Here is a 25,276-nt window from a genome sequence, read left to right as displayed (position 1 = left end):
CTGTCCCCTCATGGGCGACGAGAACACGTTCTATTCCGGGCTGGTGGCGCCGGGGTCGACGGTACCCGTCGCGGTCTGGGGAACGGGAAACATGGGACGCGCCGCGATCCGCGCGATCGACGCCCACCCCGGCCTGGCGCTGGCCGCGGTCGTCGTCTCGTCGGCCGCCAAGGTCGGCCGTGACGCCGGAGAGCTCGCCGGGCTCGACCACCTGCTCGGTGTGGCCGCGACGACGGACGTCGAGGCGGCCCTGGCGACGCTTGATGGCGGTGGCGCCGTCGCCTACACGGCCTCCGGCGACCTCCGACCCGACGATGCAGCCGTCGACGCCGCCCGCTGCCTGCGCGCCGGCGCCGTGGTCGTCACCCCTGCTCTCTACGCCCTGTACGACCATCGCAGCGCCCCGGACGCGCTCACCCAGCCGCTGCTCGACGCTGCCAAGGAAGGCGGGTCGGCGCTGTTCGCCAGCGGGGTGGACCCCGGCTGGGGCAACGACCTGCTGCCGGTGCTGGTCAGCGGCCTGGCCGGCACGGTCGACGAGATCCGTTGCCAGGAGATCTTCGACTACTCGACCTACGACCAGCCCGACTCGGTCCGCCACCTCGTCGGCATGGGCCACCCGATGGACTACGAGCCGCCGATGGTGGCGGCCGGCGTACCGACGATGGTCTGGGGCGGGCAGGTGCGGTTGATCGCCCGCGCCCTCGGGGTCGAGCTCGACGAGATCCGCGAGACCCTCGAACGTCGGGCGCTCGACGAGGACGTCACCAACGCGATGGGCCTCTTCGAGGCAGGCACCCAGGGCGCCCTGCGGTTCGAGGTGCAGGGGATCGTCGACGGAGCGCCCCGCATAGTGATCGAGCACGTGACCCGGATCGGCCCCGACTGCGCACCCGACTGGCCACGGCCCCCCGACGGAGGCGACGGCGCGCACAAGGTCGTGATCGAGGGTCGCCCGCGGATCGAGGTGAGCCTCGAGGCGACCGACGAGGGTGGCAACCGTGCCGCCGGCGGCAACGCCACCGCCGCCAACCGTCTCGTCAACGCCATCCCGTGGCTGCGCGCCGCGGACCCCGGCCTCTACGACGGCCTCGACGTTCCACTCTCACCTGCAACCGGTCGCCTCACCCACACAAGGAGCACACCGTGATCGTCGACATCCCCGAGGGCAAGGACCCGCTGATGTACGTCTGGGGCGAGATGGTCCCCGGCATCGGCGTTCCCGCCTCGAAGTTCTCGATGGCCGTCTACGAGCACTCCACGCTCGGGCTGCGCGAGTTCGAGGCCGCCCGGCTGCGGATCGCGCAGATCAACGGCTGCCTCTTCTGCCAGGACTGGCGCACCGAGCGCGACGGCGTGAAGGTCGAGGAGACCTTCGCCGAGGCCGTCGAGGCCTGGCGGACCACACCCGACTTCGACGACCGCGCGCGGCTCGCGGCGGAGTACGCCGAGCGGTACGCCCTCGACCACCACGGGATCGACGACGGCTTCTGGACCCGGATGAAGGCGGCGTACACGGACAAGGAGATCGTCGAGCTCTCGATGTGCCTGGGGTCGTGGCTGGCCTTCGGCCGGCTCAACCACGTGCTCGGGCTCGACGCCGCGTGCGTGCTGCCGGGCCACCTCGCCCAACGCTGACGGATCGGGCTGACGGATCGGGCTGGCGGACCCAGCAGCCTGACAAGATGACGTCCACCAACCCACGGAGGACGCATGTCGGGCAACCAGTGGTACCCACCACCGGGCAGTGAGCCCGGCGGTCCGCCGCCGCCCGGGTGGTCGCCGCCCCCTCCCCCGACTCCTCCGGTCTGGGCGCCACCGCCGGTGCCGGGACCGCCGGGGTCCTACCCACCCGGGATGCTCGGCGCCGCGCACAAGCCGGGCGCCCTGCCGCTCCGGCCGCTCGGCCTCGGCGACATCTACGACGCGGCGTTCAAGATCATCCGCTTCAACCCGAAGGCCACCGTCGGTTCGGCCGTGCTCGTGGCCGCAGTAGCGATGGCGATCCCCGTCCTGGTGACGGCCGTGCTCGTCGCTCTGGTCGACGTCTCGCTCGACCAGAGCGGGGACGACCTGTCGACGGCCGAGGCGCTCGGCCAGATCGCGTCGTTCGGCACCCTCGCGGTCGGGGGCGTGCTGCAGAGCCTGGGACTGCTCTTCGTGACCGGGATGATCGCGCACGTCACCGCGGCGGCGGCGATCGGCCGGCGGCTCACCCTCGGTGAGGCCTGGGCTGCGACCCGGGGCTCGCGCTGGCGGTTGGTCGGGCTCTCCGTGCTCCTCGCGCTGATCGGCCTCGCCGCACTGACGGTCTACGTCGTCCTCTGGGTCGTGGTGGCGCTGACGCTGCCCACCCTGGCGATCGTGCTGTTCGGGATCGTGTCGGTGCCGCTCTTCATCGCGACCGCGGTGTGGTTCTGGGTGCGGGTCTACTACCTGCCGGTCCCGGCGCTGATGATCGAGCGGATCGGCGTCTTCGCCGCGATCGGGCGCGGCTTCCGGCTCACCCGGCGCCAGTTCTGGCGGACCTTCGGCATCGCGCTCCTCACCGTCGTGCTCACCTCGATCGCCAGCCAGGTGATCACCGTCCCGTTCAGCCTGGTCGCCGCGATCGGCGGTGCCGCCACCGAGTCGTCGCGCTACTCCGTGCTCCTGGTGGTGCTGGCGCAGGCGGTCGGCTCCGTGATCGGGGCGGCCTTCGTCACGCCGTTCACCAGTGCGGTGACGTCGCTGCAGTACCTCGACCAGCGGATGCGCAAGGAGGCGTACGACGTCGAGCTGATGGCGCAGGCCGGGATCACCACCTCGTGATCGCGCCGCCGCCGCTCGACCCGTCGTCGGACGAGGCTCGGCGACTGCTGGGGCGCGAGCTGGTGCGACCGGAGTACCACCAGCAGAACCTCTTCGAGCAGCTGCTGACCTGGATCAACCGCTTCGTGAACGGCACGATCGACGCCGCGTCGCACACGCCACCGCTGTCGACGTTCGCCGCGATGGTGGCCTTCCTCCTGCTCTTCGCCGGGCTCGCCTGGCTGCTCTCCCGCGCTCGACGTACTGCCCGCGCACCGCGGCAGCGCGGTGCGGTGCTCGAGGACCACAGCGTGAGTGCCGACGAGCTGCGCGCCCGCGCCGAGCGCGCGCTCGCCGAGGGCCGCAACGAGGAGGCCGTGGTCGAGGGCTTCCGCGCGCTCGCCGTACGCCAGGTCGAGCGCGGCCGGCTCGACGACCTCCCGGGCGCGACCGCCCACGAGGTGGCCGCCGCACTGGCCGTCGCGATCCCGAGCGCCCGACAGCGCGTCGACGGCACGGCGGCGCTCTTCGACGCGGTCCTGTACGGCGATCGCCCGGCGTCTAGCGCCCAGGCGACCAGCGTCCTCGAGCTCGACGACCAGCTGGCGGGCCGCTCGTGAGCGCGACGACCTCGGCCCCGACGACCGCGCCCACCGAGGGCCGGTTGCGCCGGCACCGGTCGGCGTTGCTGATCCTCGGAGGACTGGTGCTCGCGGTCGTGGTCGTCCTGGTGCTCGGCGACCAGGCGGCGCACCGGGGCGTGCCGCTCGACCCGGACAACCCGGACCCGTCCGGCGCCCAGGCCCTCGCCCGGGTGCTGGACGGCCAGGGGGTCGAGGTCAGCGTCGCTCGCGGCGCGGAGGCGCTCGACGACGCGACCGTCGACGCCGACACCACGGTCGTCGTGACGTCGACCGACCTTCTCGGCGAGAGCACGATCGACCGGCTGCTCGCGCGCGTCGGCAGCGCACGCCTGGTCCTGGTCGAGCCCGGCCCCGGCACGACGCAGGCGTTCGGGATCACCGAGCTGCCCTCCGCGGTCACGTTCGACGGGGCGCGGCCGGCCGACTGCGCGGACCCGACGTACGACGGGCTGTCGGTGCAGGTCGACCGCGCGGTCGAGTACCCCGTCGCCGACGGCTGCTTCGGCGGCCAGGAGGGCGCGCTGCTCTCCGAGCCGCGACCGGGTGTGGTGCTGTTCGGCGCGGGTGACGCGCTCAGCAACGACCAGGTGCTGCGCTCCGACAACGCCGCCGTGGCGCTGCGGCTGCTGGGCCAGGACGACCACCTCGTCTGGTACGTCCCCTCCCTCGACGACCTCACCGGCGACGACGGGGTGAGCCTGGCGACCCTGCTGCCGAGCTGGCTCAGGCCCTCGCTCTGGATCCTCGCTCTCGCCGTGATCGCGCTGCTGGTGTGGCGATCGCGCCGGCTCGGCGCGCTGGCGACCGAGCCGCTCCCGGTCGTCGTGAAGGCGATCGAGACGACGCGGAGCCGCGGCCGGCTCTACCGCAGGGCGGGCGACCGCGCCCATGCTGCTGCTGTCCTCCGCGCCGCTGCCCGGGTGCGCGCGGCCGACCGGTTGCAGCTCGGCTCCCGACCTGACCCGGAGGCCCTCGTGCGCGACCTGGCCCGACACACGGGTCGCCCGGTCGAGGAGATCGAGGGCCTGATCGGGACCAGCGCCCCTCCTCCCGCCACCGACCACGACCTGATCAACCTGGCCGGCCACCTGGCCGAGCTCGACAGAGAGGTACGCCGACCATGACCGAGACTCCATCGGGAGACGCACGGGAGCGGCTCGCCGCCGTACGCACCGAGGTCGCCAAGGCCGTCGTCGGCCAGGACGCCGCGGTGTCCGGCCTCCTGGTCGCGCTGCTCTGCGGCGGGCACGTGCTGATGGAGGGTGTGCCCGGCGTCGCGAAGACGCTGCTGGTGCGCAGCCTCGCGGGCGCGCTGTCCGTCGACACCCGCCGGGTGCAGTTCACCCCCGACCTGATGCCGGGGGACATCACGGGGTCGATGGTGATCGACAGCCGGCAGGGCGAGCTCAGCTTCCGCGAGGGGCCGATCTTCACCAACCTGCTGCTGGCGGACGAGATCAACCGAACGCCGCCGAAGACCCAGTCCGCGCTGCTCGAGGCGATGGAGGAGGGCCAGGTCTCCGTCGACGGGGTCTCGCGACCTCTGCCGCAGCCGTTCCTGGTCGCGGCGACGCAGAACCCGGTGGAGTACGAGGGCACCTACCCGCTCCCCGAGGCCCAGCTCGACCGGTTCCTGCTCAAGGTCGTGCTCCCGATCCCGGACCGCGAGTCCGAGATGGAGATCCTGCGCCGGCACGCCGCCGGCTTCGACCCGCGCGACATCGCCGGGGCCGGCGTGCAGCCTGTCGCGGGCGCTGCCGACATCGCGGCCGGTCGCGAGGCGGTCGGCCGGGTGCAGGTGAGCCCGGAGGTCACCGGCTACATCGTCGACATCGCCCGGGCGACGCGCGACTCGCCGTCCCTCTCCCTGGGCGTGAGCCCGCGCGGCGCGACCGCCCTGCTCCGGTCGGCACGCGCCTGGGCCTGGCTGACCGGGCGCGACTTCGTGACCCCGGACGACGTGAAGGCGCTCGCCCACGCCACCTTGGTGCACCGGCTCGGGCTCCGGCCCGAGGCCGAGCTCGAGGGCGTCGACGTCGCGCAGGTGCTCGCCTCCGCGCTCGGCTCGGTGCCGGTGCCGAGATAGTCCATGTCGATCTCCGGTCGCGTCCCGCTGCTGCTCCTGCTGGGAGTGGTGCCGGTCGTGCTGCGCCCGGAGATGGGCACGGTGTGGCTGTGGGTCCTGGCGATCGCGCTGCTCGTCTCGGTCGACGTCCTGCTCGCGCCGTCGCCGTCCGCGCTCACCCTGGAGCGCCCGGCCGTCGGCACCGTCCGGCTCGGCCACCCGACCGAGACCCGCGTGGTGGTGTCGAACCCGTCGCGCCGGCGGGTGCGAGGCGTCCTGCGCGACGCCTGGCAGCCGAGCGCCGGAGCGAGCGACAACCGGCACCGCTTGTCGCTGTCGCCGGGCGACCGGCTCGTGGTGCGGACGCCGTTGCTCCCCCGGCGGCGCGGTGACCTCCAGGCGACCGGGGTGACCCTGCGGCTGCGCGGTCCGCTCGGCCTGGCCGCCCGGCAGCGCACCCGGGTCGTCCCCGGCACGGTCCGCTCGCTGCCGCCCTTCGAGTCGCGCAAGCACCTGCCGAGCCGGCTGGCCCGCTTGCGCGACCTCGACGGCCGGGCCGCGATCCGGGTCCGTGGTCAGGGCACCGAGTTCGACTCGCTGCGCGAGTACGTGCGCGGGGACGACGTACGGTCCATCGACTGGCGCGCGAGCGCCCGCAACCGCAACGTCGTGGTGCGCACCTGGCAGCCCGAGCGCGACCGCCGGGTCGTCCTGGTGCTCGACACCTCGCGCACCTCGGCCGGCCGGGTCGGGGACGTGCCGCGGCTCGACTCCGCGATGGACGCGGCCCTGCTGCTGGCCGCCCTCGCCGCACGGGCCGGCGACCGGATCGACTTCGTCGCGGGCGACCGGCGCGTGCGCAGCCGGGTGAGGTCGGCAGGGGCGCGCGACGTCGCCGCCACCCTCCAGGACGTGATGGCCGACCTCGAGCCCGTGATCGCCGAGGCCGACTGGGGAGCGCTGGCCGGCGCGGTCACCGGCCTGGGTCGGCAGCGGGCCCTCGTCGTGCTGCTGACGCCGCTCGAGCCGTCCGCGGTCGAGGAGGGGCTGCTTCCCGTGCTGCCGACGCTCACCAAGCACCACCGGGTGGTGCTCGCCTCGGTGCGCGACCCTGAGCTCGAGCGACTGGCCGGCGCCCGCGACACCCTCGACGAGGTGTACGACGCGGCGGCCGCCGAGCAGGTCATCGGACGTCGCCGCCACACAGGACGGCTCCTCGGCGCACTCGGGGTCGACGTGATCGACGCCGACGCCGAGCGACTCCCGCCGGCGCTCGCCGACCACTACCTCAGCCTCAAGGCCCGCGGGCTCCTGTGAATGTTGAGTCGAGACTTCCGTCGGTCGAATCGAGACATTCGTACGACGGAAGTCTCGATTCGACTGACGGAAGTCTCGATTCGACCTAGGCCTGGGTGGCGACGCGGTCCTCGAGCAGGGCCGCGTCGATGTCACCGGTGGCCCCGCGGTGGAACGCGGCGCGACCGAGCACGAACACGTAGGCCAGGAAGACCGCCTCGGCCAGGACGCCGATGCCGACCCGCGCCCACGTGGGCAACGGCGACGGGGTCACGAACGCCTCGATCATACCGCTGACGAACAGCACCGCGACCAGACCGAGCGCGACCGTCCCCGCCGTACGCCCCTCGCGCGCCAGCGACTGCGCCCGGGTCAGCTCGCCGGGCTCGACCCAGGACCAGAAGAGCCGGAGCCCGACGCCGCCGGCGACGAACACGGCGGTCAGCTCGAGGATCCCGTGCGGGAGGATCAGGCCCCAGAAGTGGCCCGCGTGGCCGTGCCGGATCATGATCGAGCCGATGATCGCGAGGTTCGCGATGTTGGAGTAGAGCAGGTAGATCACCGGGAAGCCGAGCACGCCGAGCGCCAGGCAGAGCGCCGTCACCCATGCGTTGTTGACCCAGACCTGCGCGGCGAAGTGACTGGCGGCGTAGGTGCTGTAGTAGTCCTCGAAGTCGTGGTTGACGAGCTGGTCGACCTCCTGCGGAGACAGGAGGCTCTGCTCCACGTTGGGATGCGCGAGCAGCCACAGGATCATCACGGCGGTGACGAGCACGCTCCCCGCGAGCGTGCCGAGCCACCACCACCGCAGCCGGTAGAGCGCCGCGGGGAAGCGCTCGACGAAGAAGGTCCGCACGCCACGCCAGGTCCCGGTGCGGGTGCCGGCCGCCCGGTTGCGCGCGCGGGCCAGGAGCGAGGACAGGTGGGCGATCAGCGACGCGTCCGGCGCCGAGGTGCGTACGACGGAGAGGTGGGTCGCGACCTGCTGGTAGCGCTCGACGAGCTCGTCGGCCTCGGTGCCGGTCAGTCGTCGCTGACGGGTCAGCTGCTCGAGCCGCTGCCACTCGCGCGAGTGCGCTGCGACGTAGGCGTCGAGGTCCATGCGCCGACCCTAGACTCACCCTCGATGGCGGCTCACGAGTACGCGACCCTCACGACCGACGACCTCGTCACCGGCGAGGCGGTCGCCCTCGACCTGCCCCCGGCGAGCCTGGGTCCGCGGATGGCGTCCGGCCTCATCGACGTGACCCTCACGATCATCCTGCTGATCGCCCTCGTCCTGGGCCTCGCCGTCGCCGCGGTGCACACCGACGAGGCCCTGGTCCAGGTCGCGATCCTCGCCTCGACCATCGTCTCGCTGGTCGTCTTCCCGACCGCACTCGAGACGCTGACGCGGGGCCGGACCGTGGGCAAGATGGCGCTCGGGCTGCGCACGGTCCGCGACGACGCCGGGCCGATCTCCTTCCAGCACGCGTTCGTGCGCGCGTTGGTCGGCGTCGTCGAGATCTACGCGTTCTTCGGCGGCCCGGCCTTCTTCTCCGCACTGCTCAGCTCGCGCGGCAAGAGGCTCGGCGACTTCGCGGCCGGCACGTACGTCGTCCGCGACCGGGTCCGCCTCCAGCTGGCTCGGCCGACCCCGATGCCGCCGCAGCTCGCGCACTGGGCGGCCGCCGCCGACATGGCCTCGCTGCCGACCGGCCTCGCCCTCGCCGTACGCCAGTTCCTGGGTCGGCTCCCGCAGATCGACCCGGCGTCGCGCGCCGCGATCGGTGGCCGGCTGGCGGCCGCCGTGAGCGAGTACGTCGCTCCCGCGCCGCCGCCCGGCACGCCACCGGAGGCCTACCTCGCAGCGGTGGTGGCCGCTCGCCGCGACCGCGACGGGGCCAGGCTGGCGCGCGAGGACGCGCTGCGCCGCCGGCTCACCGCTCGTCGATGAGGACGACCCGCGCGTTCACACCCGAGGACTTTTCATGGGGGAGCATGGATCCATGACCGACGTGCAGACCCTGTGGGACTTCGACGACCCGGCCGGCTCCGAGGCGCGCTTGCGAGAGGCGGCCGACATCGCCGAGGGCACGGACCGGTTGGTGCTGCTGACCCAGGTCGCCCGGGCGCTCGGCCTCCAGGAGAGGTACGACGAGGCGCACGGCGTGCTCGACGACCTCGCCGTCAGCGACGACGAGGTCGTGGTCCGGGTGTCTCTCGAGCGGGGACGGCTGTTCCGGTCCGCTGGTGACGCCGAGGCCGCCCGACCGCACTTCGACGCCGCCGAGCGGACCGCTGCCACGGCCGGGCTCGACGCGCTGCGGGTCGACGCGATCCACATGCAGGCGCTGGTGGCCGCCGCCCCCGAGGACCAGCTGGCCCTCACCTACCGAGCGCTCGAGGTCGCGTCGCACTCGCGCGACCAGGGGGCACGCGACTGGGACGCGTCCCTGCTCAACAACATCGGCATGGTGCACGCCGACGCGGGCGACTTCGCCGAGGCGCTGTCGGACTTCGAGCAGGCGCTGACCGCTCGGGAGCGGATCGGCGACCCCGAACGGACCCGGGTCGCCCGGTGGATGGTCGCCTGGGCGCTGCGCAACCTCGGTCGGACCTCCGACGCGCTCGCGATGCAGCGCGAGATCAAGGCGGAGCTGGACGCGGAGGGCCGCTCCGACCCCCACGTGGACGCCGAGCTGGAGCTGCTCGCGGACTGACGCGGACCGCAAGTTCTGCGGTTCGGGAGGCCCTCAACGGGACGTCTAGGGAGCGCGAACCGGTCGAGACCGGCTGGTGTCCGTTTCTGAGCGGGTGGAGATCGTCCGGTCGGAAGCCGCACACGGCCCGGTTCGTCCGGTAGTGGGAGCGTTCCCATTGAAATGTGACGCGCGTTACAGAACCGTTACCGATCCGCCTTGACGTAACCCTGCGTAAACGTTTGCATCAGGACCGACGGAGCGGGTTATCGGGCACGCGGACCTAGACGGACCTGCTGAAAAACGCAGAGAGGAATGCACGAATGCGATCACGCAACACGCGCCGAGGGATGGCGGCTGCCGCCGCTCTCGTGAGCGCGGGACTCGTTCTTGCTGGCTGTGCCAGCGACAGCGAGGGCAGCAGCACGGTCAGTGGCACCTGGCCCGGAGAGGGCAAGTCCGAGTGTGCCGACCTGCAGCAGCTCGCCGACTTCGGCGACCTGACCGGCAAGTCGATCTCGGTCTACACCTCGATCGTGGCCCCTGAGGACCAGCCGCACATCGACTCGTGGAAGCTCTTCACCACCTGCACGGGCGCGACTCCGAAGTACGAAGGCTCCAAGGAGTTCGAGGCCCAGCTGCAGGTGCGGGTCCAGGCCGGCAACCCGCCGGACATCGCCTACGTCCCCCAGCCGGGTCTGCTCCAGACGCTCGTCGGCACGGGCAAGGTCGTCGAGGCGCCCTCGCAGGTGTCCGACAACGTGGACAAGTGGTTCGGTGACGACTGGCGCTCCTACGGCAGCGTCGACGACAAGCTGTACGCCGCACCGCTGGGCGCCAACGTGAAGTCGTTCGTCTGGTACTCCCCCAAGATGTTCGCCGACAACGGCTGGGACATCCCCAAGACCTGGGACGACATGATCGCCCTCTCCGACAAGATCGCGGCGTCGGGCATCAAGCCCTGGTGCGCCGGCTTCGAGTCCGGCGAGGCGACCGGCTGGACCGGCACCGACTGGCTCGAGGACGTCCTGCTCCGCTCGGCGGGCCCGGACGTCTACGACCAGTGGGTCTCGCACGACATCCCGTTCAACGACCCGAAGATCGCGGACGCCCTCGACACCGTCGGCGGCATCCTCAAGAACGACAAGTACGTCAACGGCGGCATCGGTGACGTCTCGTCGATCGCCACGACGGCGTTCCAGGACGGCGGCCTGCCGATCCTCGACGGCAAGTGCGCCCTGCACCGCCAGGCGAGCTTCTACGCGGCCAACTGGCCGGAGGGCACCGACGTCTCCGACAACGGCGACGTCTTCGCCTTCTACCTGCCGCCGATCAGCTCCGACTTCGGCAACCCGGTCCTCGGTGGTGGCGAGTTCGTCGCCGCGTTCGACGACCGCCCCGAGGTGCAGGCGTTCCAGACCTACCTGTCGACCGACGTGTGGGCCAACGAGAAGGCCAAGGCCTCCCCGAACGGCGGCTGGGTCAGCGCCAACAAGGGTCTCGACGTCAACAACCTGGCCAGCCCGATCGACAAGCTGTCCGGCGAGATCCTGCAGGACCCCGACGCGGTCTTCCGCTTCGACGGTTCCGACATGATGCCCGGCGAGGTCGGTGCCGGTTCGTTCTGGACCGAGATGACCAACTGGATCACCGGCGAGAGCACGAAGGACGCGCTCGACAACATCGAGTCGTCCTGGCCGTCGTGATCGACGCCTGACCACGGCCGGGTCACGGGTGCTCACGCACCCGTGGCCCGGCCACCGTCGTACCACCATCCGGATCCACCCGGTCGTTGAGCCGCCGCTCACCGGCCCGAGCCATCGGGAGTGCCTGTATGTCGACAGGTGAGAAGTTCATCCAGATGTTCATCGTGATCGCGTTGTTCTTCGCGGTCGTCTCGGTGATCCTTCTGGCGACCCAACGTATGCGGAGCCGCAGCGGAGAGGTCGCCCAAGCCGCCGCCTTCGTGCTGCCAGCCGTCGCTCTGATCGCGATCGGCCTCCTCTACCCGGCCCTGACCAGCATCTACCAGTCGTTCTTCGACCGGACCGGTGACGGGTTCATCGGGCTGGACAACTACAAGACGATCTTCACCGACTCCGAGCAGCTGACCGTCCTGCGCAACACCGCCGCCTGGGTCATCCTGGTGCCCCTGGTGTCGACCGCGATCGGTCTCATCTACGCCGTCCTCATCGACCGCTCCCGCTTCGAGAAGTTCGCGAAGGCCCTCATCTTCCTGCCGATGGCGATCTCGCTGGTCGGCGCGTCGATCATCTGGAAGTTCGTCTACGACTACCGCGACCCGACCCAGGACCAGATCGGCATCGCGAACGCCGTGCTCAAGGGGCTCGGCTTCGACACCTACAAGTTCCTGCTCAACGACCCGTGGAACACCATCTTCCTGATCATCGTGATGATCTGGGTGCAGGTCGGTTTCGCGATGACGATCCTGTCGGCGTCGATCAAGGCGATCCCCGACGACATCGTCGAGGCGGCCCGGCTCGACGGAGCGACCGGCATGCAGCAGTTCCGCTACATCACCGTGCCGAGCATCCGCCCGTCGCTCATCGTCGTGGTCACCACGATCAGCATCACGACGCTCAAGGCCTTCGACGTCGTGCGCACCATGACGGGCGGCAACTTCAAGACCAGCGTGCTCGCCTACCAGTTCTACACCGAGTACTTCCGGTCGGCGAACCAAGGCCTGGCCACGGCGATCGCGACCGTGATCTTCCTGCTGGTCCTGCCGATCGTCATCTACAACGTCCGTCAGATGCGCAAGCTGGAGGCACGATGACCGCCGCGACCCCCAACCCCAGCGACCTCGGCGTCGCACCCGGGCCCGAGCCGGTCTCGACCAGCGCCAGGAAGGCGCTCAGCTCCCCGTGGGCCTCGCTGGCCGCCGTCGTGATCGCGGTCCTGTGGACCATCCCGACGCTCGGCCTGCTGATCACGTCGTTCCGCCCGGAGAGCGACATCACCTCGAGCGGCTGGTGGACCTTCTTCACCAACCCCAACGTGACGATGTCCAACTACGACGAGGTGCTGCACGGCAGCGACACCAACTTCGCGACGTACTTCGTCAACTCGATCGTGATCACGCTGCCGGCGGTGATCATCCCGATCAGCATCGCCACGCTCGCGGCGTACGCCTTCGTCTGGATGAAGTTCCCCGGCCGCGACTTCCTGTTCGTGGCGATCTTCGCCCTGCAGATCGTGCCGATCCAGGTCACGCTGATCCCGCTGCTCAAGCTCTACGTGCAGCCGCCGCTCAACCTGCAGCCGCTCGCCGGAGCGGATGCGCCCGGCGGTGGGTTCTACACGCTGTGGCTCTCGCACACGATCTTCGCGCTGCCCCTGGCGATCTACCTGCTCCACAACTTCATGAGCCAGATCCCCGGCGAGCTGATCGAGTCGGCGCGGGTCGACGGCGCCGGTCACGTGCAGATCTTCACGCGGATCATGCTGCCGCTGATGGCGCCGGCGATCGCGGCGTTCGCGATCCTGCAGTTCCTGTGGGTGTGGAACGACCTGCTCGTCGCCATCACCTTCGGTAGCCCGAACACGTTCCCGGTGACGGCCCGTCTCGCCGAGCTCTCGGGCACGCGAGGCAGCGACTGGTTCCTGCTGTCCGCGGGCGCTTTCGTCTCGCTCATCGTGCCGCTGGTCGTCTTCCTGTCGCTGCAGCGCTACTTCGTGCGCGGCCTGCTGGCCGGAAGCGTGAAGGGCTAGGGCCCCTGAGGCGACTCAGACAGAGGCGGCGATGTGCGCGGCAAGCCAGTGATAGGACGCCTTGGGCGTCCGGGTGAGGTCCGTGGGGTCCACGTGGACGACTCCGAACGTCTTCGTGTACCCCTCGGCCCACTCGAAGTTGTCGAGCAGCGTCCAGACGATGTAGCCGCGCACGTCGGCGCCCGCCTCACGGGCTCGACGGGTGGCGCCGATGTGGTCGTCGAGGTAGCCGATCCGGTCCTGGTCGTCGAGCGAGGTGTCGGGGTAGGCCGCGCCGTTCTCGGTCACCATGATCGGCAGGCCGGTGCGCTTGTGGGTGTCGACGAGGAGCTCCTCGAGCCCGTAGGCGTCGACCTCCCAGCCGATGTCGGTGCGCGGCTCGCGGACCACGAACGAGACCGGGGTCGCACCCGGGTAGGCCTCGACCTCGGGGTGCCGGGCGAGCGTCGGGTCGGCCAGCGTCGGGCGGAACGGCGTGTAGTAGTTGACCCCTATCCAGTCGGCCGAGCCGCGGACCAGGTCCAGGTCGCCGTCGCGCACCAGCGTGGGGTCGGCCAGCTCGGGCGCGACCCGCAGCAGGCCCTCGTCGTACGCACCGTCGACCAGGGGGCCGAGCCACACCCGGTTGCGGACGGCGTCGAGCTCGTCGGCCGCCTGGGCGGCCTCGGGGGTCTCCGGCCAGAACGGCGCGAGGTTGTGGACGATGCCGAGGTCGGTCACGCCGGCCTCGTGGAGGCGAGCGGCCGCCAGGCCGTGCCCGAGGTTGAGGTGGTGGGCCGCGCGGTGGCCGGCGCCACCCTCCTTGCGGCCGGGGGCGTGCACACCCGCGGAGTAGCCGAGGTAGGCAGCGCACCACGGCTCGTTGTGGGTGGCCCAGACCTTGACCCGGTCACCGAGCCGCTCGTGGACCACCGTCGCGTAGTCGGCGAACGCCTCGGCCGTCTCGCGGACCGGCCAGCCGCCGCGGTCCTCCAGCGCCTGCGGCAGGTCCCAGTGGTAGAGCGTCGCGGTCGGGTTGATGCCGCGCGCGAGCGCAGCGTCGACCAGCCGGTCGTAGTAGTCCAGGCCGCGCGTCTCGACCCGGCCGGTGCCCTCGGGCATGATCCGCGGCCAGCTGACCGAGAAGCGGTACCACGCGGCGTTCATGCCGGCGACGAGGTCGAGGTCCTCCTCGTAGCGGTGGTAGGAGTCGCACGCGACGGAGCCGTCCCGACCGTCCTTCGTGGCACCCGGGCGCTGGGCGAAGGTGTCCCAGATGGAGGGGCCGCGGCCGTCCTCGGCCGCCGCTCCCTCGATCTGGTACGCCGCGGTCGCGGCACCGAATGCCAGGGTGGAGCCGTCCGGGAGATGCACAGTCATGGGCACCACCGTAGTCGCTCGGAGGAGAAAGTGGGAGCGCTCCCGCTGTGACCAGCATCAAGGACGTCGCCCGTGACGTCGACATGTCCACCGCGACCGTGTCCCGCGCGCTGCGCGGCCTGCCCGGCGTCTCCGAGGAGACCCGGGAGCGGGTGATGGAGGTGGCACGCCGGCTCGGCTACGTGCCGTCGCCGAGCGCGGCCGGGCTCGCCACCGGACAGACCCGGACGGTCGCGGTGATCGTGCCGTTCGTGACCCAGTGGTTCTTCGCGGCCGTCGTCCAGGGAGCCGAGGAGCTCCTGCGCGAGCGGGGCTACGACCTGCTGCTCTACAACCTCGCCGGCGACGCGTCGGCACGCCACCGGGTCTTCGAGACCAACCTGCTGACCAAGCGCGTCGACGCGGTCCTGGTGCTGAGCCTCAAGCCCAGCCACGACGAGATGGTGCGGCTGACCGAGCTCGGCCGACCGGTGACGATCGTCGGCGCCGACCTGCCCGGCTGGTCGACGGTGCGGATCGACGACGAGGAGGCGGCGTCCACCGCCACCCAGCACCTGGTCGACCTCGGCCACCAGCGCATCGCCTACGTGGGCGGCGCGACGGAGGGCGTCCTCGACTTCACCGCCCCCTCAGCGCGACTGATGGGCTACCGGCGCACCCTCGAGCACGCCGGGCTGTCGCACGACCAGGCGCTCGAGTCGGACGGCGCGTTCACGGTCGCGGGCGGCCTGCGCGCCGGTCGCGAGCTGCTCTCGCGCGCCGACCGCCCGACCGCCGTCTTCGCCGCCTCGGACGAGATGGCCATCGGCGTCCTGCGGGCCGCACGGGAGCTCGGGCTCCGGGTGCCCGAGGACATCTCGGTCGTCGGCATCGACGACCACGAGATGGCCAGCTACTTCGACCTGACGACGGTCGCGCAGCCCGTGCACGAGCAGGGTCGGGTCGCGGCGACCCAGGTGCTGGCCGGTCTCGCCGGCGGAGACTGGGCGCCGGAGCAGGTGATCCTGCCGACCCAGCTGGTCGTGCGTCGTACGACGGCAGCGCCTCAGCGGCGCACGTAGGCCAGGTCGGTGATCTCCCGGTCGGCGGCGAGCCCCTTGCGCTCGAACTTCGTGACCGGCCGCTCGGCCCAGCGCTCCACCACCCCGCCGGTCAGCAGCGGCTCGGCGTCGAGCACCTCGACCATCTGCTCGGCGTAGTCGGCCCAGTCGGTCGCCAGGCGCCACTCGGCGCCGACCGCCAGCCGGCTCGCGGCCAGGCGGGCGAAGTCGGGCGAGACGAGGCGGCGCTTGTGGTGGCGCTTCTTGTGCCACGGGTCCGGGAAGAAGACCCAGAGCCCGGCCAGGGTGTCGGGCTCGACGAGGTGCTCGAGCGACCACACGGCGTCGACGCTGAGCATCCGCACGTTGGTGAGCCCGGCGGCGCCGATGCGACCCAGGGTGTCGGCGACGCCGGGTCGCCAGACCTCGAGGGCGACGACGTCGTGGTCGGGGCGGGCGGCGGCGAGCTCGACGGTCGACTCGCCGATGCCCGAGCCGATCTCGACGATCAGCGGCGCCTCGCGACCGAACGCACCCGCGAGCGAGAACGCCGGCTCGTCGACGGCCTCGTCGGGCAACCACCACCGCTCGGCGTACGCCGTCCACGCCTCCTGCTGGCGCGGGGTGAACCGGCTCCCCCGTCGGGAGTAGCTCAGCACCTCGCGCACCCGCTGGCCGTCGTCGGTCAGCTTGTGGTGCGGGCGCGCCGGTCGGACGCCTTCGTCGCTCATGGGCAGTATCTTCCCAAGCATGATCGACCGGACTCGACTCACCTCCCTGCGAGCGGCCGAGGAGGAGCGCTTCGTCTCGCTCCACCCCCGCTCGGCCCAGCTGTCCGAGCAGGCTCGCGGCCCGCTCCTCGCCGGCGTCCCGATGCCCTGGATGACCCGGTGGCCCGGGGCGTTCCCGCTCTTCTTCGAGTCCGCGAGCGGCGCCCGGCTCGTCGACGTCGACGGGATCGAGTACGTCGACCTCTGCCTCGGTGACACCGGCGCGATGACGGGACACGGTCTCCCGCAGGTCGCCGACGCGATCGCCGCGCGGGCGCGCACCGGCATCACCACGATGCTGCCCTCGGCCGACGCCGTGTGGGTCGGCGAGGAGCTGGCCCGCCGCTTCGGGCTGCCGTCGTGGCAGCTGGCGATGTCGGCGACCGACGCCAACCGGTTCGTGCTGCGCTTCGCCCGTCACCTGACCGGCCGGCCGCGGATCGCGGTGTTCGACTGGTGCTACCACGGCACGGTCGACGAGACGCTCGCGATCCTCGACGGGGACCGGGTCGTGCCGCGGCCCGGCGCGATGGGACCGCAGGTCGACGTCGCGGTGACGACCGCGGTGGTGCCCTTCAACGACCTCGAGGCGCTCGACCGTCGCCTCGCGCACGGCGACGTGGCCTGCCTGCTGATGGAGCCGGCACTGACCAACATCGGCATCGTGCTGCCCGACGAGGGCTACCTCGCCGGGGTGCGCGAGGTGACCCGGCGCCACGACGTCCTGCTGGTCATCGACGAGACCCACACGCTGTGCGCCGGGCCGGGCGGCTGCACGGCCGCGTGGGGGCTGGAGCCGGACTTCGTCGTGGTCGGCAAGCCGATCGGCGGGGGCATCCCGTGCGCGGCGTACGGCATGTCGGCCGAGGTCGCCGGCCGGCTCCTCGGCCCGATGGTCGAGGCGGAGGTCGACGTGTCCGGCATCGGTGGCACGCTCACCGCCAACGCGCTCGCGACGGCAGCCATCCGCGCGACCCTGTCGACCTGCCTGCGCGAGGAGGACTTCGCGGTCGCCGTACCCCTGGCCGAGCGGTTCACCGACGGCGTCGCCGGCGTGATCGCCGAGCACGGTCTCGACTGGCACGTGCAGCGCCTCGGCTGCCGCGCGGAGTACTGGTTCTGCCCGCCGCCTCGAGACGGTGCTGCCGCCGCGGCCGCGACCGACGAGGAGCTGGAGGCCTTCCTCCACCTGTGGTGCCTCAACCGGGGCGTGCTGCTCACGCCGTTCCACAACATGGCGCTGTTCAGCCCGCACCACTCCGAGGCCGACGTCGACCGCCACACCGAGGTCTTCGGCGCGGCGATCGCAGCTCTCACATCAGGAACGTGAAGAGCGGCGATCCGGGCGGCACCCGCTCGATGGTGAGCGGGCTGGTCTCCATCCGGTCGAGCAGGCCGGCCAGGTTGGCGGCGCTCTCGAGCTCGATGCCGACCAGCGCCGGGCCGGTCTCACGGTTGTTCTTCTTGACGTAGTCGAAGACCACGATGTCCTCGGACTCGCTGAGCACGTCGTCGAGGAAGTGGCGCAGCGCGCCGGGCTCCTGCGGGAACGACACCAGGAAGTAGTGGCGCAGGCCCTGGTGGACCAGCGAGCGCTCGACGATCTCGCCGTAGCGGCTCACGTCGTTGTTGCCACCCGAGACGATGCACACGACCGCGCCGTCCTCCGGGAAGGTGCCCGCCAGCTCGCGTACGGCGGCGCTGGCGAGCGCCCCGGCGGGCTCGGCGATGATCCCGTCGACCTGGTAGAGGTCGAGCATCTCCGTGCAGACCGCGCCCGCGTCGATCGTGACGACGTCGTCCACCAGGTCGCGCACGAGCGGGTACGTGAGGTCGCCGACCCGGCCGACGGCCGCGCCGTCGACGAACGTGTCCACCTCGGGCAGCAGGACCGGTCCGCCCGCGGCGAGGGCCGCGGTCATGCTGGCCGCGCCGTCCGGCTCGACGCCGATGATCCGGACGCCCGGGTGGCGCTCGCGCAGCCACGCCGCGAGGCCCGCGACCAGACCGCCGCCGCCGAGCGGGGCGATCACGGTGTGGACCGGCGTCCGCGCCTGCTCCATCAGCTCGACCGCGATCGTGCCCTGGCCCGCGATGGTGCGCAGGTCGTCGAAGGGCGGCACGTAGACCGCGCCGGTCAGCTCCGAGTCGACGAGCGCCGCTGCGCCGGCGACGTCGTACGAGCTGCCCTCGACGATCAGCTCGACCCGGCCCTCACCCAGCGCGAGGATCCGCTGCCGCTTCTGGCGGGGCGTGTTGCTCGGGACGTAGACCCGACCCTGGACGCCCAGCTGCGCACAGCTCCACGCGAGTCCCTGGCCGTGGTTGCCGGCGCTCGCGCAGACCACCCCGCGGGCGCGCTCGGCGTCGGTCAGGCCGCTGATCAGGTGGTAGGCGCCGCGCACCTTGTAGGAGCGGGTCAGCTGGCGGTTCTCCCGCTTGAGCAGGACCGTCGAGCCGATCAGGTCGCTCAGCCGGACGCTGTGCTCGAGCTCGGTCCGGCGTACGACGGGGCGCAGCACCTCGGCCGCCGCCTCCACCGCTGCCGCGTCCACGCTCGCTTCGCTCACCCGACGACCCTAGGGGATGCAGAACGGCCCCGGACCGTGAGGTCCGGGGCCGTTCTGGTTGCTTCAACCGGTCAGTGACCGGCGGTGATCACTTGGCGATCTCGGTGACCCGGCCGGCATCGGGCTGATCCGGCCACCCTGGGTGGCCGCTCAACGCCGATGGCCCCGAACCTTGCGGTTCGAGGCCATCGGTGAGTGCTTCAACCGGTCATCGACCGGCGGTGATCACTTGGTGATCTCGGTGACCCGGCCGGCATCAGGTTGAGCCGGCCACCCTGGGTGACCGCTCAACGCCGATGGCCCCGAACCTTGCGGTTCGAGGCCATCGGTGAGTGCTTCAACCGGTCAGTGACCGGCGGTGATCACTTGGTGATCTTGGTGACCCGGCCGGCATCGGGCTGAGCCGGCCACCCTGGGTGGCCGCTCAACGCCGATGGCCCCGAACCTTGCGGTTCGAGGCCATCGGTGAGTGCTTCAACCGGTCAGTGACCGGCGGTGATCACTTGGTGATCTTGGTGACCCGGCCGGCGCCGACAGTGCGGCCACCCTCGCGGATCGCGAAGCGGAGACCCTCGTCCATGGCGATGGGCTGGATCAGCTCCACCGACATCTCCGTGTTGTCGCCGGGCATGACCATCTCGGTGCCCTCAGGGAGGGTCACGACGCCGGTCACGTCCGTCGTACGGAAGTAGAACTGCGGGCGGTAGTTGTTGAAGAACGGCGTGTGACGGCCGCCCTCCTCCTTCGAGAGGATGTAGACGTTCGCCTCGAAGTTGGTGTGCGGGGTCGTGGTGCCCGGCTTGATGACGACCATGCCGCGCTCGATGTCCTCGCGCTTGGTGCCACGAAGCAGGAGACCGACGTTCTCGCCGGCCTGGCCCTCGTCGAGCAGCTTGCGGAACATCTCGACGCCGGTGACGGTCGACTTCTGAGCAACCTCGCGGATGCCGATGATCTCGACCTCCTCGCCGACCTTGACGATGCCGCGCTCGATACGACCGGTGATGACGGTGCCACGACCGGTGATCGTGAAGACGTCCTCGACGGGCATGAGGAACGGCTTGTCCGTCTCACGCTCGGGGGTCGGGATGGCCTCGTCGACAGCGTTCATCAGCTCGAGGATCGAGTCGCCCCACTTGGCGTCGCCCTGCAGCGCCGGGAAGGCAGCCACGCGGACGACCGGGATGTCGTCGCCGTCGAACTCGTACTCGGAGAGGAGCTCGCGCACCTCCATCTCGACGAGCTCGATGAGCTCCTCGTCGTCGACCATGTCGCACTTGTTGAGCGCCACGACCAGGGCCGGCACGCCGACCTGGCGGGCGAGCAGCACGTGCTCACGCGTCTGCGGCATCGGACCGTCGGTGGCGGCAACCACGAGGATCGCGCCGTCCATCTGGGCCGCACCGGTGATCATGTTCTTGATGTAGTCGGCGTGACCAGGGCAGTCGACGTGCGCGTAGTGGCGCGCCTCGGTCTGGTACTCGACGTGCGCGATCGAGATCGTGATGCCGCGCTGACGCTCCTCGGGAGCCTTGTCGATCTCGTCGAACGCCGAAGCAGCGTTGAGATCGGGGTACTTGTCATGCAGCACCTTGGTAATCGCCGCCGTCAGCGTCGTCTTACCGTGGTCGATGTGACCGATGGTGCCGATGTTGACGTGCGGCTTGGTCCGCTCGAACTTCGCCTTAGCCACTGGGGCTCCTCCTGTGTGGGTTGTAACTTGACTCGTACAAGTTGTGCTTGCCGAGGGTCCGGACGAGTACTACTCGCCGCGGACCTTCTTGATGATCTCGTCGGCGATGTTCGTGGGAACCTCGGCGTACGAGTCGAACTCCATCGAGTACGAAGCCTGACCGGAGGTCTTGGACCTCAGGTCGCCAACGTACCCGAACATCTCTGAGAGCGGCACGAGGGCGTTGATGACCATGTCACCGTGACGCTCCTCCTGTGCCTGGATCTGTCCGCGACGGCTGTTGATGTCGCCGATGACCGTGCCGAGGAACGAGTCGGGCGTGGTGACCTCGACGGCGAACATCGGCTCGAGCAGGACGGGCTTGGCCATGCGGGCGGCCTCCTTGAAGGCCTGGTTGCCGGCGATCTTGAACGCGAGCTCCGACGAGTCGACGTCGTGGTAGGCGCCGTCCTCGAGCGAGAACTTCACGTCGACCATCGGGTAGCCGGCGAGCACGCCGAACTCCATGGCGTCCTGACCACCCTGGTCGACCGACGGGATGTACTCGCGCGGCACGCGACCACCGGACACGTTGTTGACGAACTCGTAGCCCGCACCGGTGCCCGTCTCGGGGTCGATGTTGGGGCCGAGCGAGACGACGACCTTCGCGAACTGACCAGAACCACCGGTCTGCTTCTTGTGGGTGTAGCTGTGGTTCTTGACCTCCTTGCGGAGGGTCTCGCGGTAGGCGACCTGCGGCTTGCCGACGGTGGCCTCGACGCGGAACTCGCGCTTCATCCGGTCGACGAGGATCTCCAGGTGGAGCTCGCCCATGCCGGCGATGATCGTCTGACCGGTCTCCTCGTCGGACTTGACCGTGAAGGTCGGGTCCTCGTCGGAGAGACGCTGGATCGCGGTGCCCAGCTTCTCCTGGTCGCTCTTCGTCTTGGGCTCGATCGCGACCTCGATCACCGGGGCCGGGAACGTCATCGACTCGAGGATGACCTGGTTGCTGGGGTCGGACAGCGTGTGACCCGTCTTGGTGTCCTTGAGACCCATGACGGCCACGATCTGGCCGGCGCCGACCGACGCGATCTCCTCACGCTTGTTGGCGTGCATCTGGTAGACCTTGCCGATCCGCTCCTTGCGGCCGTTGACCGAGTTGACCACGGTCGAGCCGGCCTCGAGCTTGCCCGAGTAGACCCGGACGTAGATCAGCTTGCCGAGGTGCGGGTCGGTCGCGATCTTGTAGGCCAGACCGGAGAACGGCTCGTCGTCGGAGGGGAGACGCTTGATCTCCTTCTCCTCGTCGCGCGGGTCGTGACCGATGATCGCGTCGATGTCGAGCGGCGACGGCAGGTACTTGACGACCGCGTCGAGCAGGGGCTGGACGCCCTTGTTCTTGAACGCGGTGCCGCAGAGGACCGGGTTGAGCTTGTCGGCGAGGGTGGCGCGACGGATCGCGGCCTCGAGCTCCTCGACGGTGAAGTCCTCACCCTCGAGGAACTTCTCCATGATCGCGTCGTCGGCGTCAGCCAGCGTCTCGAGCAGCTTCTCGCGGTACTCGGCGGCCTGCTCGGCGAGCTCGGCCGGGATCTCCTCGACGACGTAGTCCTCGCCGATGGTGGTCTCGCCGCGCCAGACCAGCGCGCGCATGCCGACCAGGTCGACGACGCCGATGAAGTCGGACTCAGCACCGATCGGGAGCTGGAGGACCAGCGGGGTGGAGTTGAGGCGCTCGACCATCATGTCGACGCAGCGGAAGAAGTCAGCACCGGTGCGGTCGAGCTTGTTGACGAAGCACATCCGGGGCACGGAGTACTTGTTCGCCTGGCGCCACACCGTCATGGTCTGGGGCTCGACACCGGCGACACCGTCGAAGACGGCGACGGCGCCGTCGAGGACGCGCAGCGAGCGCTCGACCTCGGCGGTGAAGTCGACGTGACCCGGGGTGTCGATGATGTTGATCTGGTGGTTCTTCCACCAGCAGGTCGTCGCGGCGGACGTGATCGTGATGCCGCGCTCCTGCTCCTGCTCCATCCAGTCCATCGTGGCAGCGCCCTCGTGGACTTCACCGATCTTGTACGTGATGCCGGTGTAGAACAGGATGCGCTCGGTGGTGGTGGTCTTGCCGGCGTCGATGTGCGCCATGATGCCGATGTTGCGGACCTTGTTGAGGTCCGTGGTGATGTCGACAGCCACTGTTGTCAGCGTTCCTTAGAAAGAAAGTGGGATGCGGTGGGAGCAGGCGGCGCACCGGGGTGCGCCGCCGCCCGTGGTCACCAGCGGTAGTGCGCGAAGGCCTTGTTGGACTCGGCCATCTTGTGGGTGTCCTCGCGCTTCTTCACCGCGGCACCGAGGCCGTTGGAAGCGTCGAGGATCTCGTTCATGAGGCGCTCGTGCATCGTCTTCTCGCGACGGTCAGCGGCGTAGCCGACGAGCCAGCGCAGCGCGAGCGTGGTGCCACGCGTGCCCTTGACCTCGATCGGGACCTGGTAGGTCGCACCACCGACGCGGCGGGACTTGACCTCGATGGCCGGCTTCACGTTGTCGAGCGCACGCTTCAGCGTGACGACCGGGTCGGTACCGGTCTTCTCGCGGCAACCCTCGAGCGCGGTGTAGACGATGCGCTGAGCAACCTGCTTCTTGCCGTCCTGGAGCACCTTGGAGACGAGCTGGGAGACCAGCTGCGACCCGTAGACCGGGTCGATGTCGATAGGGCGCTTCGGAGCGGGACCCTTGCGCGGCATATCAGCTCTTCTCCTTCTTGGCGCCGTAGCGGCTGCGAGCCTGCTTACGGTTCTTGACGCCCTGGGTGTCGAGCGTGCCGCGGATGATCTTGTAACGGACACCGGGAAGGTCCTTCACCCGGCCGCCGCGGACGAGCACGATGGAGTGCTCCTGGAGGTTGTGACCGACGCCCGGGATGTAGGCCGTGACCTCGACGCCGCTGGAGAGACGCACGCGGGCGACCTTCCGGAGGGCGGAGTTCGGCTTCTTCGGGGTGGTGGTGTAGACGCGGGTGCAGACACCGCGTCGCTGGGGCGAACCCTTCAGGGCAGGCGTCTTGTTCTTCGACACCTTGTCCTGGCGGCCCTTGCGGACCAACTGGTTAATCGTGGGCACCGGGTGGTTCCCCTTCTTGTTGCTCTCACGTACGAACGCTCTGCTCGCACGGTGGTGTTGCTCTGTGTCCGATGGTGCTCGGCTCATCTGGATCAATCAGCCGCTTCGTGCTCACCCCCGAGGTCGGGCGTGTCGCCGCCCTCCCAAATCTCACGCTGTGCTGTGATCGTCAGCGTGTCGTGATGGAGGTTTCGGTGCTGGAGCCGGAGGAAATGGCCTCCGACGGGACCCGGGCACGCGCAACGGCCTGGTTGTCCCAGACACGAGGAAAAAGATTACCCGCGCCCTCTACCCCGGTCAAAACGGTGCGAGCACCGCCCTGGAGGCGGGAGTAGACGATCAGGGCGACCAGGACGCCGATCATGGTCAGCGCGCCACCGACCACGAAGGTCCAGCGGGCCCCGAACGTCTCCCCGATCCAGCCGATGATCGGCGAGCCGATCGGCGTACCGCCCATCACGATCGTCATGTAGAGCGCCATCACCCGGCCCCGGATCTCGGGCGGCGTCTCGAGCTGGACCGTGGCGTTGGCGGAGTTGAGCAGGGTCAGGGTGCAGAAGCCGATGACCGGGCAGAAGACCGCGAAGGCGACGTACGACGGAAGCAGCCCGGCGATGATCTCGGCCACCCCGAAGGCGAACGCCGCGACGACGAGGAGGCGCAGCCGGATGCGCACCCGGCGCGCCGCGAGCAGGGCGCCGGTGAGCGAGCCGACGGCCATGGCCGAACCGAGGATGCCGTACTCCCCCGCGCCCTTGCCGAAGACCTCGGTCGCCATCAGCGCGGAGGTGATCTGGAAGTTCATGCCGAACGTGCCGGCGAAGAACACCATGATCAGGATCAGGATCAGCTTGGGCTGGCTGCGGACGTAGCGGACGCCCTCGCGCAGGGCGCCGGGCTCACGGCCGCGGAGCTTGGGCGACTGGAGCAGCGCGACGTTCATCCGCTGCAGCTGCCAGATCACCGCGCCGTACGACGCGGCGTTGATGAGGATCACCCAGCCGGTCGCCTCGGCGCCGCCGCCGAGGGCGCCGATCATCAGGCCGGCGAGGGCCGGGCCGAGGATCCGGGCGGCGTTGAAGGCGGCGGAGTTGAGGCCGACGGCGTTGGTGAGGTCGTCCTGCCCGACCATCTCCGAGACGAAGGACTGGCGGGCCGGGGCGTCGAAGGCGGCGCCGATCCCGAAGACGAAGGCGATCGCGTAGACCTGCCAGGTCTGGGCGACGCCGAGGACCGCGATCGTGCCGAGCACGAGCGAGGCGATCGCCATGGTCGCCTGGGTGACCTGCAGCAGCCGGCGCTTCGGGAAGCGGTCGGCGATGACGCCGGCGTACGGCGAGAGCAGCAGGATCGGCAGGAACTGCAGCCCGGTGGTGATGCCGAGCTCGACGCCGCTGTTGCCGGGCAGGTGGAGCACGAGCCAGTCCTGCGCGACCCGCTGCATCCAGGTGCCGGTGTTCGACACCAGACTGCCGGCGAAGTACAGCCGGTAGTTGGGGTTGCGGAGGGCGCGGAACGTGGGGCTCATGGA

23 protein-coding genes are annotated in these 25,276 nt (G+C 70.3%); 14 read left to right on the top strand and 9 right to left on the bottom strand.

Going from position 1 to position 25,276, the window contains the following annotated elements; all coding sequences use genetic code 11:
- The first annotated feature begins 10 nt into the window (after window positions 1-10).
- The 7 genes from ABLE68_RS11910 to ABLE68_RS11880 all read left to right on the top strand — a co-directional run bounded on the left by ABLE68_RS11910 (window position 11) and on the right by ABLE68_RS11880 (window position 6,816).
- Complete coding sequence (locus ABLE68_RS11910) at window positions 11-1,150, top strand: NAD(P)H-dependent amine dehydrogenase family protein (protein ID WP_348871562.1); 1,140 nt, start codon at window positions 11-13, stop codon at window positions 1,148-1,150.
- Window positions 1,147-1,638 carry a carboxymuconolactone decarboxylase family protein gene (locus ABLE68_RS11905; RefSeq protein ID WP_348871560.1) on the top strand — a complete coding sequence of 164 codons (492 nt, stop codon included), beginning with the start codon at window positions 1,147-1,149 and terminating at the stop codon, window positions 1,636-1,638. The genes ABLE68_RS11910 and ABLE68_RS11905 overlap by 4 nt, the downstream gene beginning before the upstream one ends.
- A gap of 219 nt (window positions 1,639-1,857) precedes the next feature.
- On the top strand, window positions 1,858-2,811 hold the full coding sequence (locus tag ABLE68_RS11900; RefSeq protein ID WP_348871559.1) for a hypothetical protein: 954 nt from the start codon (window positions 1,858-1,860) through the stop codon (window positions 2,809-2,811).
- The gene (locus tag ABLE68_RS11895) at window positions 2,808-3,410 is read left to right on the top strand and encodes a DUF4129 domain-containing protein (protein WP_348871558.1); all 603 of its coding nucleotides are present in this window, start codon (window positions 2,808-2,810) and stop codon (window positions 3,408-3,410) included. The genes ABLE68_RS11900 and ABLE68_RS11895 overlap by 4 nt, the downstream gene beginning before the upstream one ends.
- A complete protein-coding gene (locus ABLE68_RS11890; RefSeq protein ID WP_348871557.1) occupies window positions 3,407-4,558 on the top strand; it encodes a DUF4350 domain-containing protein in 1,152 nt (383 codons plus the stop codon). Before ABLE68_RS11895 ends, ABLE68_RS11890 begins: the two co-directional genes overlap by 4 nt.
- Window positions 4,555-5,520 (top strand): AAA family ATPase, encoded by a 966-nt coding sequence (locus ABLE68_RS11885; protein WP_348871556.1) that lies wholly within the window; start codon window positions 4,555-4,557, stop codon window positions 5,518-5,520. Before ABLE68_RS11890 ends, ABLE68_RS11885 begins: the two co-directional genes overlap by 4 nt.
- Window positions 5,521-5,523: 3 nt before the next feature.
- Window positions 5,524-6,816, top strand: a complete 1,293-nt coding sequence (locus ABLE68_RS11880) for a DUF58 domain-containing protein (RefSeq protein ID WP_348871555.1) — start codon at window positions 5,524-5,526, stop codon at window positions 6,814-6,816.
- A gap of 85 nt (window positions 6,817-6,901) precedes the next feature.
- Here ABLE68_RS11880 and ABLE68_RS11875 read toward each other — a convergent pair whose 3' ends face one another.
- Window positions 6,902-7,897, bottom strand: coding sequence for a stage II sporulation protein M (locus ABLE68_RS11875; protein WP_348871554.1), 996 nt, complete (start codon window positions 7,895-7,897; stop codon window positions 6,902-6,904).
- 24 nt (window positions 7,898-7,921) lie between these two features.
- Between ABLE68_RS11875 and ABLE68_RS11870 the strand changes: the two genes are divergently transcribed.
- The 5 genes from ABLE68_RS11870 to ABLE68_RS11850 all read left to right on the top strand — a co-directional run bounded on the left by ABLE68_RS11870 (window position 7,922) and on the right by ABLE68_RS11850 (window position 13,208).
- Window positions 7,922-8,731, top strand: coding sequence for an RDD family protein (locus ABLE68_RS11870; protein WP_348871553.1), 810 nt, complete (start codon window positions 7,922-7,924; stop codon window positions 8,729-8,731).
- A 52-nt stretch (window positions 8,732-8,783) separates the two neighbouring features.
- Complete coding sequence (locus ABLE68_RS11865; protein ID WP_348871552.1) at window positions 8,784-9,497, top strand: tetratricopeptide repeat protein; 714 nt, start codon at window positions 8,784-8,786, stop codon at window positions 9,495-9,497.
- 302 nt (window positions 9,498-9,799) lie between these two features.
- A complete protein-coding gene (locus ABLE68_RS11860) occupies window positions 9,800-11,182 on the top strand; it encodes an ABC transporter substrate-binding protein (RefSeq protein ID WP_348871551.1) in 1,383 nt (460 codons plus the stop codon).
- A gap of 128 nt (window positions 11,183-11,310) precedes the next feature.
- Window positions 11,311-12,273, top strand: coding sequence for a carbohydrate ABC transporter permease (locus ABLE68_RS11855; protein ID WP_348871550.1), 963 nt, complete (start codon window positions 11,311-11,313; stop codon window positions 12,271-12,273).
- The gene (locus ABLE68_RS11850) at window positions 12,270-13,208 is read left to right on the top strand and encodes a carbohydrate ABC transporter permease (protein ID WP_348871549.1); all 939 of its coding nucleotides are present in this window, start codon (window positions 12,270-12,272) and stop codon (window positions 13,206-13,208) included. The genes ABLE68_RS11855 and ABLE68_RS11850 overlap by 4 nt, the downstream gene beginning before the upstream one ends.
- A 15-nt stretch (window positions 13,209-13,223) precedes the next feature.
- On the opposite strand, the gene ABLE68_RS11845 is transcribed toward ABLE68_RS11850, so the two are convergent.
- Window positions 13,224-14,567 (bottom strand): GH1 family beta-glucosidase, encoded by a 1,344-nt coding sequence (locus ABLE68_RS11845; protein ID WP_348871548.1) that lies wholly within the window; start codon window positions 14,565-14,567, stop codon window positions 13,224-13,226.
- 47 nt (window positions 14,568-14,614) lie between these two features.
- On the opposite strand from ABLE68_RS11845, the gene ABLE68_RS11840 reads away from it, so the two are divergent.
- Entirely contained in the window at window positions 14,615-15,628 is a 1,014-nt protein-coding gene (locus tag ABLE68_RS11840) for a LacI family DNA-binding transcriptional regulator (protein WP_348871547.1), read from the top strand.
- On the opposite strand, the gene trmB is transcribed toward ABLE68_RS11840, so the two are convergent.
- Window positions 15,613-16,338: a tRNA (guanosine(46)-N7)-methyltransferase TrmB gene (trmB, locus tag ABLE68_RS11835; RefSeq protein ID WP_348871546.1), complete on the bottom strand. Its 726-nt coding sequence runs from the start codon at window positions 16,336-16,338 to the stop codon at window positions 15,613-15,615. The genes ABLE68_RS11840 and trmB overlap by 16 nt on opposite strands.
- A 19-nt stretch (window positions 16,339-16,357) precedes the next feature.
- Here trmB and ABLE68_RS11830 point away from each other — a divergent pair, with 19 nt between their 5' ends.
- On the top strand, window positions 16,358-17,707 hold the full coding sequence (locus tag ABLE68_RS11830) for an aspartate aminotransferase family protein (protein ID WP_348871545.1): 1,350 nt from the start codon (window positions 16,358-16,360) through the stop codon (window positions 17,705-17,707).
- Here the strand turns inward: ABLE68_RS11830 and ilvA are convergent.
- The 6 genes from ilvA to ABLE68_RS11800 form a co-directional block, all read right to left on the bottom strand.
- A complete protein-coding gene (ilvA, locus tag ABLE68_RS11825) occupies window positions 17,691-18,947 on the bottom strand; it encodes a threonine ammonia-lyase IlvA (protein WP_348871543.1) in 1,257 nt (418 codons plus the stop codon). The two genes, ABLE68_RS11830 and ilvA, sit on opposite strands and share 17 nt — an antisense overlap.
- Window positions 18,948-19,446: 499 nt before the next feature.
- Window positions 19,447-20,640, bottom strand: coding sequence for an elongation factor Tu (gene tuf, locus ABLE68_RS11820; RefSeq protein ID WP_348871541.1), 1,194 nt, complete (start codon window positions 20,638-20,640; stop codon window positions 19,447-19,449).
- A gap of 69 nt (window positions 20,641-20,709) precedes the next feature.
- Window positions 20,710-22,821 (bottom strand): elongation factor G, encoded by a 2,112-nt coding sequence (gene fusA, locus ABLE68_RS11815; protein WP_348871539.1) that lies wholly within the window; start codon window positions 22,819-22,821, stop codon window positions 20,710-20,712.
- Between the two features lie 77 nt (window positions 22,822-22,898).
- A complete protein-coding gene (gene rpsG, locus ABLE68_RS11810) occupies window positions 22,899-23,369 on the bottom strand; it encodes a 30S ribosomal protein S7 (RefSeq protein WP_085873147.1) in 471 nt (156 codons plus the stop codon).
- Between the two features lies 1 nt (window position 23,370).
- On the bottom strand, window positions 23,371-23,745 hold the full coding sequence (rpsL, locus tag ABLE68_RS11805; protein WP_028636428.1) for a 30S ribosomal protein S12: 375 nt from the start codon (window positions 23,743-23,745) through the stop codon (window positions 23,371-23,373).
- A 169-nt stretch (window positions 23,746-23,914) separates the two neighbouring features.
- Entirely contained in the window at window positions 23,915-25,273 is a 1,359-nt protein-coding gene (locus tag ABLE68_RS11800) for an MFS transporter (RefSeq protein WP_348871537.1), read from the bottom strand.
- Between the last annotated feature and the right edge of the window lie 3 nt (window positions 25,274-25,276).

Origin of the sequence: Nocardioides pollutisoli (assembly GCF_040045055.1) — a bacterium.
GTDB lineage: Bacteria > Actinomycetota > Actinomycetes > Propionibacteriales > Nocardioidaceae > Nocardioides > Nocardioides tweenelious.
This window is presented reverse-complemented; position numbering and strand designations above follow the sequence as displayed.